Consider the following 13,756-nt stretch of genomic DNA (forward strand, 5'->3'; position numbering starts at 1 on the left):
GGCGTGACCTGCGCCGCCGTGCCTACGCCGCCTGCGCCTCGCGCTCGAGGCGCCCCTCGCGGTCCACGCGCGCGGCGCGCAGCCGCGACACGATCACGGCGCCGAACGCGACGAGGGCCGCGACCGTGGCGATGGTCAGGCGCAGCGGGTGGTTGGCGTCCACGCCCAGGCTCACGGTCACCACGGCGGGCGCGATGAGCAGCGCGACCAGGTTCATCACCTTGATGAGCGGGTTGATCGCCGGCCCAGCGGTGTCCTTGAACGGGTCACCGACGGTGTCGCCGATGACGACGGCCGCGTGCGCCTCGGAGTTCTTGCCGCCGTACCGGCCGTCCTCGACGATCTTCTTCGCGTTGTCCCAGGTGCCGCCCGAGTTCGCGAGGAACACGGCCATGAGCACGCCGGCGCCGATCGAGCCGGCCAGGAACCCGGCGAGCGGCCCGACGCCGAGGCCGAAGCCGACGGCGATCGGCGCGAACGCGGCGAGGAGTCCGGGCGTCGCGAGCTCGCGCAGCGAGTCCTTGGTGCAGATGTCGACGACGCGGCCGTAGTCGGGCCGGACCGTGCCCTCCATGATCCCGGGCATGGTGTGGAACTGGCGCCGCACCTCGAACACGATCGCGCCCGCGGCGCGGGTCACCGCGTCGATGGCCAGGCCGGAGAACAGGAAGACGGTCGCCGCACCGAGGATCACGCCGACGAGCGTGATCGGCGAGATCACCTCGTAGGAGATCATCGCGACGGCCAGACCGGAGTCGTCCATCGCCTGCCCCAGCGAGGCGACGGCCTGCCGGACGGCGTCGGTGTAGGAGCCGAAGAGCGCGGTCGCGGCCAGGACGGCCGTCGCGATCGCGATGCCCTTGGTGATCGCCTTGGTGGTGTTGCCGACGGCGTCGAGGTCGGTGAGCACCTGCGCACCCGCCGCGTCGACGTCGCCGGACATCTCCGCGATGCCCTGCGCGTTGTCGCTGACCGGCCCGAACGTGTCCATCGCGACGATGACGCCGACGGTGGTCAGCAGGCCGCAGCCCGCGAGCGCGATGAGGAACAGGCTCAGCACGATCGAGCCGCCCGAGATGAGGAACACGCCGCAGATCGCGGCGGCGATGATGCCGGCCGTGTAGACGGCGGACTCGAAGCCGACCCCGATGCCGGAGAGCACCACGGTCGCCGGGCCGGTGAGCGAGGTGCGCGCGACGTGGATCGTCGGCTTGCTCGTGGTGCCGGTGAAGTAGCCGGTCACCCACAGGATCACGCCCGCGAGCACGACGCCGATCGCGACGGCCAGCGTCGCCACGACGCGCGGGTCGGCCACGTGGTCCGCGAGCGCGTCGCCGACGCCGTTCAGCTCGGCGAACGTCGACGGCAGGTAGACGAACGCGGCGATCGCGGAGAGCACGACGCCGGCCAGCGCGGCCAGGTAGAAGCCGCGGTAGATCGCGCGCAGACCGCTCTCGGTGCCGCGGACCCGCGTGAGCAGGACGCCGAGCACCGCGGTCACGGCCCCGACCGCCGTCACGATGAGCGGGAACACGAGCCCCTGCTCGCCGAACGCGACCTTGCCGAGGATGAGCGCCGCGACCAGCGTGACCGCGTACGACTCGAACAGGTCGGCCGCCATGCCGGCGCAGTCGCCGACGTTGTCGCCCACGTTGTCGGCGATCGTCGCGGGGTTGCGCGGGTCGTCCTCGGGGATGCCCTTCTCGACCTTGCCCACGAGGTCCGCGCCGACGTCGGCCGCCTTGGTGAAGATGCCGCCGCCGACGCGCATGAACATCGCCAGCAGCGCCGCGCCGAAGCCGAAGCCCTCGAGCACCGCGGGCGCGTCGCCGCGGTAGATGAGCACGACGACGGCCGCGCCCAGCAGGCCCAGGCCCACCACGGACATGCCGACGACGCCGCCGGTCCGGAACGCGATCCGCGCGCCCTCGCTGCGCCCGTCCGGCGCCATCGCCGACGCCGCCACCCGCACGTTGGCGCGCACGGCGAGCCACATGCCGAGGTAGCCGATCGCCGCGGAGAACCCGGCGCCGACCAGGAAGAAGATCGAGCGACCGACCCGCACGCCCGCGTCGCCCGGCAGCAGGAAGAGCAGCCCGAAGACCACGGCGGCGAACAGCACGAGGGTGCGGAACATGCGGCTGAGGTACGCCGCGGCGCCCTCCTGGACCGCCTGCGCGATCGTCTGCATGCGGGTGGTCCCCTCGGCCGCCGCGAGCACCTGGCGACGCAGGTACACGGCGAAGCCGAGTGACGCCACGGCGATGAGGGCGATGACGGCGACGGTCACGAGGCTCGACGAGGCGAGCGAGGGCATACGTCCTCCATGGTCCGGTCGGGTCGCCGGCTCCGTTACCGACGGCGCGCGGCCCCCTAGCCGCAGGCGGGAAGTCTACGCGGGACCAAAGGCCCACAGAACCATGATCGTCTGCGGCCCGCCTTCGCCGGTACCCCCAACGTTCGAAGGGCCGCCGGCGTCATGCTGGGTGACGGGGGTCGAAGGGGCACGAGGGAGAACACATGGCCGCGGCGGCCAAGAGCTGGGAACGCGACCTGCACGAGCTGGTCGTGGCACGAGGTCCGGCGCTGGTCGGGTACGCGTTCCTGCTGTGCGGGGACCGGCGCGAGGCCGAGGACCTCGTCCAGGACGCGCTCGTCAAGACCTTCGCGCGCGCCCGCACGGGCACCCAGCTCGACAACCTCGAGGGCTACGTCCGGCGCGCCGTGCTCACCACGTTCCTCGACGGGTTCCGCCGGCGGAAGCGGTGGGCCGCCGTCCGGCACCTCGCCGGGGGCGAGGACGTGACGGCGGGCCCGGAGACCGACGTCGGGAACCGCGTGGCGGTGCGGCAGGCGCTGGGCGAGCTGGGCGCGCGCGAGCGGGCCTGCGTCGTCCTGCGCTTCTACGAGGACATGACCGTGGCACGGATCGCCGACGAGCTCTCCATCTCCGAGGGGGCGGTGAAGAGGTACCTGTCGGACGGCGTCCGGCGGCTCGAGGGGTTGCTGGGGCCGGTCCGGCCCCCCGCGGCCGAGGCGATCGACGCCGCACAGGCCTCCGTCCGGCTCGTCAACACCAGGAGGAACCGATGAGCATCGACCTGCAGCACTCGCTCGCCGACCTGGCCGGCTCGGTGCACGACGACGCGCTCACCGCGCGCCTGACCGCACAGGTCGGGCCGATGGTGGGCCGCATCCGCCGCCGCCGGGCGGCGCGGACGGCAGCCGTCGGCAGCCTGAGCATGGGGACCGTCGCGGCGATGGCCGTCGGCGCCGTCGCGCTCGCAAACCGCGGCGACGGCCCGACGCCGGGCCCGGCCACCCAGGCGCCCGAGCCGCCCGCACCCGTCGCGCACGACGGCGAGGCGCTCGAGTGCGGCGACGCCGTCCCGGACGCGCTCGTCAGCGACGACGCGCTGGCGCTGGCCGGCGAGACGCCGACCACCGTCCCGTACGGCGGCGACCTCATGACCACGCTGCGCTGGTGGGCCCCCGGGGCGGAGGAGGTCACGTACGCCGAGGCGCGCATCGACCTCGCGGTCGCGCAGGACGGCGTCGTCGTCGGGGTCGCGTCCGACGAGTGGCCGGTCGAACCGCCGGCCTCCGAGACGCCGCTGAGCAGCACCGAGACCGGCACGCTCGGTGCGTTCGCGTCGCGCCTGCCGGTAGCGGCCTGCGGCGGGGACACCCCGCTCGACCCCGGCGACTACCAGGTGGTCGCCACGGTGACGCTGACCTCGGGCGACGGGGAGACGTGGCGCGCGAGCACCGGGCCGCGGGGGCTGTCGATCGGCAGCGTCGAGGACGCGGTCGCCGCCGCCCCGGCCCAGGCCGAGGCCGAGGCGGCCGTGCAGGAGATCATCGACGCGTCGACGCAGGTCAGCGCCACCCAGCCCTTCGGGACGTGCGGCACGGTGGTGCCCGAGCGCGGCGCCGACGAGCCGCTGCCGGAGTCGAGCTCGACCTCGACTCCGGCAGCGGCATGCAGTACGCGCCGGGCGACCTGATCGACGCCGTGACGATCCTCCTGCCGACGGGTGGCCGGACGTCGGTCGTCGCCGCCATGCCCGAGACCGGCGCGACCGTCGTGCTCACCCGCGACGGCGTCGTCGTCGGCCGGGGCGCTCAGCTCGACGACACGTCCACGCCCGTCGAGACGACCCCCGACGCCCAGGTGTTCTACGGCACCGGGGAGGTGCTGCTGTGCAGCCTGCCGGGTGCCGACGCCCCCGAGCTCGACCTGCCCCCGGGCATCTACCAGGCCTACGCGGTGCTGCCGGTCACGCTCCAGCAGGTCACCGAGGCCGACGGCACCACCCGCGCGGTGAGCGACACGCTCGTCCTGCGCAGCCAGCCCGTGGACGTCATCGTCGAGGCGCCCCGGGACTGACCCCAGAGCCGCCGTCCGACTGCCGACGGACGGCGTAGGGTCGGCGCCCCGCTGACCGCCAACAGCGGGGCGCCGGCCGCCCCGTGCCCGTCGACCAACGATCCGACCACCCCACCCGTCATGGTTGTCGTCGGGAGTCGGTACGGGAGTGGGGACGGAGGACGCCGTGGGCGAGAGCGCGTGGGCGCCGGTGCTGGACCGGCTCGTCCGCGAGCGCCGCCCCGCCCTGGTCCGGTACGCGGCCCTGCTCACGGGCGGCGACCTGCGCGACGCCGACGACCTGGTCCAGGAGGCCCTCGTCCGCACGTTCAGCCGGGGCCGGCCCCTGCGCGAGGTCGCCGCGGCCGAGCAGTACGTGCGCCAGGCGATCCTGCGCGTCTTCCTCGACGGCTACCGCCGGCGTCAGCACTGGCACCGGCTGCAGCACCTCGTCGGGGCGCCCGACGCGGTGCCGTCCGCGACGGCGTCGGCGGACACGGGGATCGACGTGCGCGCCGCCCTGGCCACCCTGCGGCCGCAGCCGCGGGCGTGCGTCGTCCTGCGCTTCTACGACGACCTGACCGTCCCGGAGATCGCCGACCGGCTCGGCCTCGCGCAGGGGACCGTCAAGCGCTACCTGTCCGACGCGGCGAGCGCCCTCGAGGCGCTCCTGGGCCCGCTGCCCGACGCGCGGACCGAGATCGAGCTCGTGCACGAGGAGGAGCGATGACCGACCTGCGCAGCCGCCTGCACGACGTCGTCGACGGGCCGGGGGACCCCCCTGCGGTGCTCGCCGACCGGGGCGCGACCGCGCTCGACGACGTGCTCGTCGGCGCCCTGACCGCCCGGGTGCGCCGCCGTCGGGCCGTGCGGACCGGGGCCACGGGCGCCCTCGGCGCACTGACCGTGGTGGCGGTCGCCGTCGGCGCGACGGCCCTGACCAACGGGCGCGGGGCCGCTCGCCACCCCGCGGCCGACGCCGACGACGCCGCGCTGCACTGCGGCGACGTGGTCCTCACCGACACGATCCGGCCCCGGGGCGAGGGCCTGACGCTGGCCGCCCCCGCGCTCGCCAACTCGACGGTCGTGGCGGGCGAGCCCGTCGACGTGACGGCCGCGCTCACCTACGAGGGCACCGTCCGCCTCGAGTGGGACGTCGAGCAGTACCTCCAGCTCGCCGTGCTGCAGGACGGCACCGTGGTCGCCACGGGCATGCTGCCCTTCATCGAGGCCATGTCGCCGGGCAGGTACACGACCGAGGACACGGTCCCCCTGTGGCCCTGCGCGGCCGTCGGTGAGCTCGCCCCGGGCGCGTACGACCTCGTCGCCACGGTCGCCCTGGCGAAGCCCGACGACGCGAACCCCGGCGCCGATGCGCTCGAGCTCTCCGCAGGACCGGCGCCCTTCCGGATCGTCGCCGCCCCGGCGAGCGCCGAGGAGGCGGTCCGGCAGGCCGAGGTCGCCCTGGCCGAGGTCGTCGCCGCCGCCGACGCGGCGCGGGCGGACGCGGCCATCGGCACCTGCGGGACGCGGATGCCGGAGGTGACGGACCCGTACCTCGGGCTCGACGTCGAGCTGGGCGCGTCCGCGCAGGCCGGCGAGCCGGTCTACGGCACCGGCTCGCTCACGTCCCGCGACGGGCTGACGGTCGTCGGCGACGCCCCCATGAGCGCGGTGCGGCTCGTGCTGACGCGCGACGGCGTCGTCGTCGGGCGCGGGCAGTACGACGCGGACTACGCGAGTCGGCTCGTCGTCGACGGTCACGAGCCGCTCGAGCTGCCGGCCGTCGGCGACGCGGTCATCTGCCGGCTGCCGGGCGCCGAGGGCCCCACGCTGCCGCTGCCGCCCGGCACCTACCAGGCGTACGGGCTCCTCGAGGTCACCGTGAGCGAGGTCCAGGCCCCGGGCGACGTCTTCCCCACCCCGGTCACCGGGACCCGCACGGTCGTGACCGAGCCGGTCGACGTCGTCGTCGGTGACGGGTGAGGGCCTGCCGGCGAGGGCGCGCGAGGCTGCACGGCGCGGGACGCGCGGCGCTGGGCGCCCTCCTGCTCGTGGGGTTCGCCGGGTGCGGCACGGACACGTCCACGGAGCCCGTCCCGTCGCCCGGCGAGGCAGGCGAGGCAGGCGACGTGCCGACGCCCGGGCCGCTCGAGGTCTACCTCGGCGACGCCGTCGGGGCCCGGACGCAGCGGGAGGTCGCCGCCGAGCTCGCCCAGACCGAGGAGGCGATCGCCGCCTGCATGGCGACCGAGGGCTTCGAGTACACCCCGGTCGTCATGGTCCCGGGCTCGTTCGAGGCGTCCGACGACCCGCTGCGCGGGACCCGCGCGTTCGCCGAGGCCTACGGCTACGGCCTGTGGCGCCAGCCGGAGATCGAGCCGGGGCAGTACACGTACATGCTCGACACGAGCGCGAACACCGCGTACCGCGAGTCGCTGAGCCCCGAGGCGCAGCAGGCGTACGACGTCGCGCTCCTGGGTCAGCCGACCGACCTGGGCGACGGCCAGGTCAGCTACGACGGCACCGGATGCACGGCGAGGGCGGAGCTGCGGGACGGCGCCGAGGCCGAGTACCTGCGCGGCGTGCAGGAGGAGGTCGCGGACTACCTGCAGTCGCTGTGGGAGGGGGACGACCCGCGGCTGGCGGAGGTCGACGCGGCCTGGGCGTCCTGCATGCGCGACGCCGGCTACGACGACGACTCCCCCCAGGCCGCCGAGAGCCGCCTGCTCGACGAGATGCTGGCGGTGTTCGAGGCCGCACCCGATGCGCCCGTGGCGGCAGGCAGGGTCGACGCGGGGGCCGAGGCCGAGCGCCGCGTGGCGCTGGCCGACCAGGACTGCCGCGACGCGACCGACTGGTCCGCCCGGCGCCGGGCGGTCGAGCACGAGCTCCAGCGGGAGTACCTCGACGCACACCGCGCCGACCTGGACGCCCTGGTCGCGGCGCTCGGTGGCACCGGCGTGCTTGACTGACGCCCGTCCGACGGGAGGGGTGCCGGGTGACCTGGTTCGACGACGCATCGGCCGACGGCGAGCGCAGCGCCGAGGCCCCGATGCCCGAGCGGCGGCGCAGCCGTGGGGTGCTAGTGGCCTGGCTGCTCGTGGGCGGGCTCGCCGTCGGGCTGCTGGTCGCGGGCGCGGTGTCCGCGGTCGCGCACTTCGTCGGCAACCAGAGCGGCGACCCGGACGCGACCGAGGGGCCGCGGGCCGAGGCGGCCCTCGCCGCGCTCGCGTGCGGCGACCCCGCTCCCCCGGCCGACACCGACGGCACCGGCCGGCGCACCCTCACCGCCCAGGTGGACGTCAACGACCCCGACCTCGCGGGGACGTACGCCGCCGGCGCGGACCTGCCCGTCATCGCCGGGCTGGTCAACGTCGGCGACGAGGTCGAGGTCCGCATCGAGTCCGACCTCGCGGTGGTGGTGGCCCGCGACGGCGTCGTCACCGGGGAGCCGGCCGTCGTCGACGTGCGCGACCCCGACCGCGCCGACCCGTACCGGATGACCGTGCCCTCGGGCATCGGCGTGACCGTCGAGACGTCCGTCCCGCTGGTCGGGTGCGACGGCGAGCCGCTGCCCGCCGGCGAGTACACGCTCGTCGTGGGCGTACGGGTGGCGACGCTCGAGGGGGACACGACGCTCGAGGGGGACACCGAGGACGCCGGGGCCGACGCGGGCGCGACCGAGCTCGTCGGCGAGTCGCTCCCGTTCCGCGTGGAGTGACGCGCCGCTGACCGCCCGACGCCCCAGGACAACCCCCGCGGCCGGCCGTTCGTCCTTGGGCTGACGGCACACGATCGACGGAGGGGGTGGCCCGTGGCGCTGGGCGACGGCTCGCGGCGCGACGACGCGCTGGTCGCGCTCGTCGCCGACCGCTGGCAGTCGCTCGTCGGGTACGCCTACCTCCTGGCCGGGGACCGCGCGTCGGCGGAGGACCTCGTCGCCGAGGCCGTCGTGCGCACGTTCACCGCCCGCCGCCGCGTGGACCCGGGCGCGGTCGAGGGCTACGTGCGTCGCGCGATCCTCACCATCTACATCGACGGTCACCGCCGCCGCGGACGCTGGCGCGAACGCCTGCCGTTCATCGCGACGCCCGACCACCGCGACGGCCCCGAGGCCGCCGTGGGCGAGGCCGACGAGGTGCGCGCCGCGCTCGCCCACCTGCCGCGGCGCCAACGCGCGTGCGTCGTCCTGCGCTTCTACGACGAGCTGTCGATCGCCGAGGTGGCGGCCGCGCTCGGGCTCGCCGAGGGCACCGTCAAGCGCTACCTGAGCATGGCCATGCACGACCTGCAGCAGCGGCTCGGCGCCCTGGCGCCGGGCGCGACCGCCGAGCCGGTCCTCGTCCGCGCCGAGCCGGTGGCGACCCCCATCCCCACAGGAGACCTGCCATGAGCCTCGACCTGCACGACGCCCTCACCACGCTGGCCGCGACCGCCCCGCGCTCCGAGCCGCCGACGACGGCGCTGCTCCGGCGCGTGCACCAGCGCCGCGCGTCGCGCACGATGGCGACCTCCGCCGTCGGCGTGGTGGCCGCCGGGGCGGCCGCGACCAGCAGCCTCGGCTGGTGGCCGGACCTGTCCCGCGGCCCGGCGGCCGTGAACGACTACCACGCGACACCCGCGACCGACGCGCCCGTGCCCGTCGGCAGCACCGCCCCGTGGGACCTGTACCCGGGGGCGTCCATCGACGTCGCCACGGTGCCGACCCGCACAGTGACCGAGGCGCTCGCCGCCCTGACGGTCACGGTGCCGATGGCGGGCGCGGACGACGACGAGGAGCAGATCCTCCTCATGGATGCGGCCGACGGCGCCTGGGTCCGCCCGGAGTGGCCGGCCGACGGCCGGCCCCTGCAGGTCTTCGCCCTGTCGCCCGACGGGCGCACGGTCGTGGCCTGGGTCTTCCGGGCCGACCGCACCCCGGGCGTCGACCTGGTCGACGTCGCGAGCGGCACCCGCACCCCCGTCACGGGCCTCGCGGTCGACGGACGGCTCTGCTACCCCGGCGCGGCGGACGTCGAGCCCGGCGGCGCGACGATCGCCGTGCTCGCCAACTGCGGCCTCGACGAGGAGACGCCGGGCGAGACAACGCTCTTCCGCGTCGACCCGGACACGGCCGAGGCCACGACCGTCCTCACGGTCGAGGGCACCGACCTCGCCTCCGGCGGGAGCGTCGAGTACTCCCCCGACGGCTCGCTGCTCGCCCTCAGCGCGGTCGACGTCGCCGAGCCCTACACGTCTCGCGCGGTCGTGGTGGACGCGAGCGGCGCCGTCGTGCGCACCTGGCCGGCCGCGCTCCGATCGGAGACGGCCTGGTACGGCAACGACGCCCTGCGCGCCAGCGAGCTGGAGCAGACCGCGGACGGCGAGTGGAAGGGCTGGCTGATCCCGAGCACGGGCGCGACCGTCGGCGAGGTCCGCTCCTACGACGAGCAGCCGTGGGAGTACGGTCCCGCCCCTGCGCTCGTGGGCGCCACGCACGGCCAGGAGATCCGCTCCCACACGGCGACGGTCGAGGAGGCGGCGAACCCGGGCGACGCCCAGCCGTGGGCGTTCGACATCGAGGACACCGCCACGGGCACGGTGCGGTCGTGGCTGCCCGTGCTGGACTCCACGGCGCCGGCCGACCGCCAGCCGATCGTCGTCTTCGGTTCGACCGCGCTCGCGATCCGCACGCGCTGACGGCACCACCCGGCGCGGAGGCCGGTCACGCCTCGCCGCGCGCTCCCCGCCCCGCCGGGTGAGGGTGGGAACCATGACGCCCACCTCCTCCGACGCGCGCGACGCCGCCGGCGCGGTCCTGTTCGACATCGACGGCACCCTCGTCGACTCGACCTACCTGCACGTGCACGCCTGGATGCGGGCCTTCGCGGACCTCGGCGAGGAGCTCACCCGGCCCGTCGACGCGTGGCGCGTCCACCGCGGTATCGGCATGGGGTCCGCGCTGCTCCTCGCGGACCTGCTGGGCGACGACGCCGACCGCCTCGCCGACCGTGCCAAGGACGCCCACGCGGCCCACTACCGCGAGCTCGCGGACCTGCAGCGCCCCTTCGACGGCGCCCGTGACCTGGTCCGGGCCGTGGCCGAGCGCGGGGCCCGGGCGGTCCTGGCGACGTCGGCGGCCCCGGCCGAGCTCGAGGAGCTGCTCACGGTGCTCGACCTCGACGACGTCCTGACCGGGGTCACGTCGGCCAAGGACGTGGACAACGCCAAGCCCGAGCCGGACCTCGTGCAGGCCGCCCTCGACATCGCGGGCGTGCCGCCCGAGCGGGCCGTGCTCGTCGGCGACACCGGCTGGGACGTCGAGGCGGCCGCCCGGGCGGGCGTGCCGTGCGTCGCCGTCCTGACCGGCGGCGTCAGCGAGGCCGAGCTGCGGGAGGCGGGCGCGGCCGCGGTCTACCGCGACGTCGCCGCGCTGCTCGCCGACCTCGACCAGAGCCCGCTCGCGCTCGCCTGGCACGTGGAGGACTGAGCACGCAGAGGACTGAGCGACCGCCGCCTGAGGCCGCAGGCACCACTGACGAAGGGGGCACCACATGACCGACCAGACCACCCCGACCGACCCGACCCGCGAGTACGGCCAGCCCGGCCCCGAGCCGCGCGTCGAGCACCCGGGGCACACGCAGGACATGCGCACCGAGCCGGACCACGGCGAGGAGTCGTACGTGGGCTCGGGCCGGCTCGAGGGCCGCCGCGCGGTGATCACGGGCGGGGACTCCGGCATCGGGCGCGCGGTGGCGATCGCCTTCGCGCGCGAGGGCGCCGACGTCGCCCTCTCCTACCTGCCCGAGGAGGCCGACGACGCCGAGGTCACCGCGGGCCACGTGCGCGACGCCGGACGCCGCGTCGTCCTGGTCCCGGGCGACCTCCGCGAGGAGGCCGCCTGCACCGCCCTGATCGAGCGCGCCGTCGCGGAGCTGGGCGGGATCGACGTGCTGGTCAGCAACGCGGCGTACCAGATGGCGCAGGAGGGCGGCCTGCTCGACATCACCACCGAGCAGCTCGACCGCGTGCTGAAGACGAACCTCTACGCGATGTTCTGGCTGTGCAAGGCGGCCGTGCCGCACCTGGCGCCGGGGTCCTCGATCATCACCACCTCGTCGATCCAGGCCTACCAGCCCAGCCCCCAGCTGCTCGACTACGCGACCAGCAAGGCCGGCATCGTGAACTTCACCAAGGGCCTGGCGCAGCAGCTCGCCGAGCAGGGCATCCGCGTCAACACGGTCGCGCCCGGGCCGGTCTGGACGCCGCTCATCCCGGCCACGATGACCGGCGACGCCGTCGAGGGCTTCGGGGCGGACACCCCGCTCGGCCGCCCCGCCCAGCCCGCCGAGCTCGCGCCCGCGTACGTCTTCTTCGCGTCGGCCGAGTCGAGCTACGTCACCGGCGAGCGCCTCGGCGTCGCCGGCGGCAAGCCCATGCCGTAGCGGGTCGGCCGGCCCCCAGGGCGCCCGGCCCACGGGGGGCAACGGTCCCGGGCCGTCGCCCGTCCTTGTCTGCGAAGGTGGACTTCCCACCGGGCAGGCGGGCACGGGTCACGGGAGACGGCATGGCGGAGGCATGGCGCCGACGCGCGGACGAGGCGATGACGACCCTCGCCCGCGAGCGCGGCAAGGCCCTGACCGGCTACGCCTACCTGCTCACCGGCAACCTGCGCGACGCCGAGGACCTGGTCCAGGACGCGCTGATCAAGACGTTCGTCCGGCGCCGGTCGGGCCTGGTGCTCGACAACGCCGAGGCGTACGTCCGACGGGCCATGCTCACCACCTACATCGACGGCGTGCGCCGGGCCCGCCTGTGGGTCGACGCGCGGCACCTGCTCGCCCGCTCCGAGCGCGCCGAGAGCCACGAGGCGCACGTGAGCGACCGGACCGACGTCGAGGCCGCGCTGCGGGTCCTGTCCCCGCAGCAGCGGACCTGCGTGGTGCTGCGCTACTACGACGACCTGACCGTCCCGGAGATCGCGGACCGGCTCGGGCTGTCGGACGGCACGGTCAAGCGCTACCTCAGCGTGGCCGTGCACCGCCTGGAAGGCCTGCTAGCCGCCGTCGAGGCCCCCACCGTCGACGTCGACATCCTGGAAGGAGGACGGCCGTGAGCGACCTGCACGCCGCCCTGGGCCACATCGCGACGCACGCGTGCGCCGCGGCCGCGCCCGTCGCCGTCGACCGCCTCCTGCGTCGCACCCACCGCCGGCGCGCCGCCCGGGCGGTCGCGGCCTCCGGCCTGGCCGCCGTGGCCGTCCTCGGCGTCGCCCTGACCGCGACCGCGTTCGGCGACGGGCGGACCGTCCCGCCGGCGCAGACCACGACGCCGGCCCCCGACGACACGGCCCAGCCGAGCCCGACCCAGGCGCCGACCCCGGCGGAGGACGAGCCGTGGCCGCCCGCCGCGCGCCTCACGGCCGAGCCCACGTGCGGGGCGCCCCTGCCCGCCGTCGAGGACCCGGACCCGGAGGGATCCCGGGACGTCAACCTCTTCACCTACGTCACGGCCTGGCCCGCCGTCGCGGGGGAGCCGGTCGAGCTCACGACGTCGGTCGCCATCGGGCTCGACGGCGTCGAGCTCCACGGCCGGCCGCTCGCCGTGCCGCAGCTGCTCGTGCTGCGCGACGGCGCCGTCGTCGCGCAGGTCGACCTCGGTACGCAGGTGCCGCCGACGCTCAGCGCCCGGGTGCCCGACGGCGGCGGGCCGGCCACCGAGACGGCTGTCGTCCTCGAGGCGTGCGACGGCAGCGGGCCACTGCCCGCAGGCGACTACGCGATGCTCGCGTGGCAGCCGTTCGCCCCCGTCCCGGGGGCCGAGGTGGGCCGCGACGACGTCGGGACGTTCGGCGGGCCCGGGGACCTGTTCCTGGTCGGCGAGCAGCAGGGCCTGCGCATCGAGCCCGCGGGGACGCGCCCCATGCCGGGCTGCGGCCACCTGTTCACACTCGACCCGGTGGACGACCCTGGGACGCAGATCACCGCCGAGGTCCTCCTCGGCCGCACCGACGGTGGCGGCTTCGTGGCCGACCCTGCGGGCGACGCGCTGTGGACGACCACCACCGTCAGCCCGGAGGGCGAGCTCCGTCCCGTGAACGGCAACCTCGTCACGCGGACCTACCTCGTGGACGCCGACGGCGCGGTCGCGTTCTGGGACGACCCCGACACCATGGTGGGCGACGGGTGGACCTGGACCTGGCAGCCGCTGGACTGCCGCACGGGCGAGCGGCTCGTCGGCACCTACCGGGCGTTCACGCAGGCGATCCTGTGGCCCTGGCCGGGCATGCCCGCGACGCCGGTCACGGAGGTCGTCGAGCTGCCGTCGGTCACCGTGGCGCCGGAGTCGTAGGGCGTCAGCGCCAGTTGAGTCGGCCCCTCATCCCGAGGCGTCGTCCGGCCGATG

The 13,756-nt window shown here is 75.6% G+C and carries 14 protein-coding genes; 13 read left to right on the forward strand and 1 reads right to left on the reverse strand.

Annotated features, from left to right (window positions below; genetic code table 11):
- Positions 1–22: 22 nt before the first annotated feature.
- Positions 23–2,317 carry a sodium-translocating pyrophosphatase gene (locus AFE02nite_RS09150; RefSeq protein WP_034248791.1) on the reverse strand — a complete coding sequence of 765 codons (2,295 nt, stop codon included), beginning with the start codon at positions 2,315–2,317 and terminating at the stop codon, positions 23–25.
- Between the two features lie 203 nt (positions 2,318–2,520).
- On the opposite strand from AFE02nite_RS09150, the gene AFE02nite_RS09155 reads away from it, so the two are divergent.
- The 13 genes from AFE02nite_RS09155 to AFE02nite_RS09215 all read left to right on the forward strand — a co-directional run bounded on the left by AFE02nite_RS09155 (position 2,521) and on the right by AFE02nite_RS09215 (position 13,702).
- On the forward strand, positions 2,521–3,093 hold the full coding sequence (locus tag AFE02nite_RS09155; protein WP_034248790.1) for a sigma-70 family RNA polymerase sigma factor: 573 nt from the start codon (positions 2,521–2,523) through the stop codon (positions 3,091–3,093).
- On the forward strand, positions 3,090–4,007 hold the full coding sequence (locus AFE02nite_RS09160) for a hypothetical protein (protein ID WP_146819507.1): 918 nt from the start codon (positions 3,090–3,092) through the stop codon (positions 4,005–4,007). Before AFE02nite_RS09155 ends, AFE02nite_RS09160 begins: the two co-directional genes overlap by 4 nt.
- A complete protein-coding gene (locus AFE02nite_RS09165) occupies positions 3,983–4,390 on the forward strand; it encodes a hypothetical protein (protein ID WP_146819508.1) in 408 nt (135 codons plus the stop codon). Before AFE02nite_RS09160 ends, AFE02nite_RS09165 begins: the two co-directional genes overlap by 25 nt.
- A 166-nt stretch (positions 4,391–4,556) precedes the next feature.
- Entirely contained in the window at positions 4,557–5,099 is a 543-nt protein-coding gene (locus AFE02nite_RS09170; RefSeq protein ID WP_052113856.1) for a sigma-70 family RNA polymerase sigma factor, read from the forward strand.
- Positions 5,096–6,355, forward strand: coding sequence for a hypothetical protein (locus tag AFE02nite_RS09175; protein ID WP_034247527.1), 1,260 nt, complete (start codon positions 5,096–5,098; stop codon positions 6,353–6,355). The genes AFE02nite_RS09170 and AFE02nite_RS09175 overlap by 4 nt, the downstream gene beginning before the upstream one ends.
- A 146-nt stretch (positions 6,356–6,501) precedes the next feature.
- On the forward strand, positions 6,502–7,344 hold the full coding sequence (locus AFE02nite_RS09180; RefSeq protein WP_146819509.1) for a hypothetical protein: 843 nt from the start codon (positions 6,502–6,504) through the stop codon (positions 7,342–7,344).
- Between the two features lie 26 nt (positions 7,345–7,370).
- Positions 7,371–8,093, forward strand: a complete 723-nt coding sequence (locus tag AFE02nite_RS09185) for a hypothetical protein (protein WP_034247530.1) — start codon at positions 7,371–7,373, stop codon at positions 8,091–8,093.
- A 93-nt stretch (positions 8,094–8,186) separates the two neighbouring features.
- Positions 8,187–8,765, forward strand: a complete 579-nt coding sequence (locus AFE02nite_RS09190) for a sigma-70 family RNA polymerase sigma factor (RefSeq protein WP_034247531.1) — start codon at positions 8,187–8,189, stop codon at positions 8,763–8,765.
- Entirely contained in the window at positions 8,762–10,051 is a 1,290-nt protein-coding gene (locus tag AFE02nite_RS09195; protein WP_034247532.1) for a hypothetical protein, read from the forward strand. Before AFE02nite_RS09190 ends, AFE02nite_RS09195 begins: the two co-directional genes overlap by 4 nt.
- A 73-nt stretch (positions 10,052–10,124) precedes the next feature.
- On the forward strand, positions 10,125–10,841 hold the full coding sequence (locus AFE02nite_RS09200) for an HAD family hydrolase (protein ID WP_034247534.1): 717 nt from the start codon (positions 10,125–10,127) through the stop codon (positions 10,839–10,841).
- A 64-nt stretch (positions 10,842–10,905) separates the two neighbouring features.
- Complete coding sequence (locus AFE02nite_RS09205; protein ID WP_034247536.1) at positions 10,906–11,796, forward strand: SDR family oxidoreductase; 891 nt, start codon at positions 10,906–10,908, stop codon at positions 11,794–11,796.
- A gap of 122 nt (positions 11,797–11,918) precedes the next feature.
- Positions 11,919–12,467: a sigma-70 family RNA polymerase sigma factor gene (locus AFE02nite_RS09210; RefSeq protein WP_034247538.1), complete on the forward strand. Its 549-nt coding sequence runs from the start codon at positions 11,919–11,921 to the stop codon at positions 12,465–12,467.
- Entirely contained in the window at positions 12,464–13,702 is a 1,239-nt protein-coding gene (locus AFE02nite_RS09215) for a hypothetical protein (RefSeq protein ID WP_146819510.1), read from the forward strand. Before AFE02nite_RS09210 ends, AFE02nite_RS09215 begins: the two co-directional genes overlap by 4 nt.
- Positions 13,703–13,756: the final 54 nt, after the last annotated feature.

The organism is Actinotalea fermentans (assembly GCF_007991475.1).
GTDB classification, from domain to species: Bacteria; Actinomycetota; Actinomycetes; order Actinomycetales; family Cellulomonadaceae; genus Actinotalea; species Actinotalea fermentans.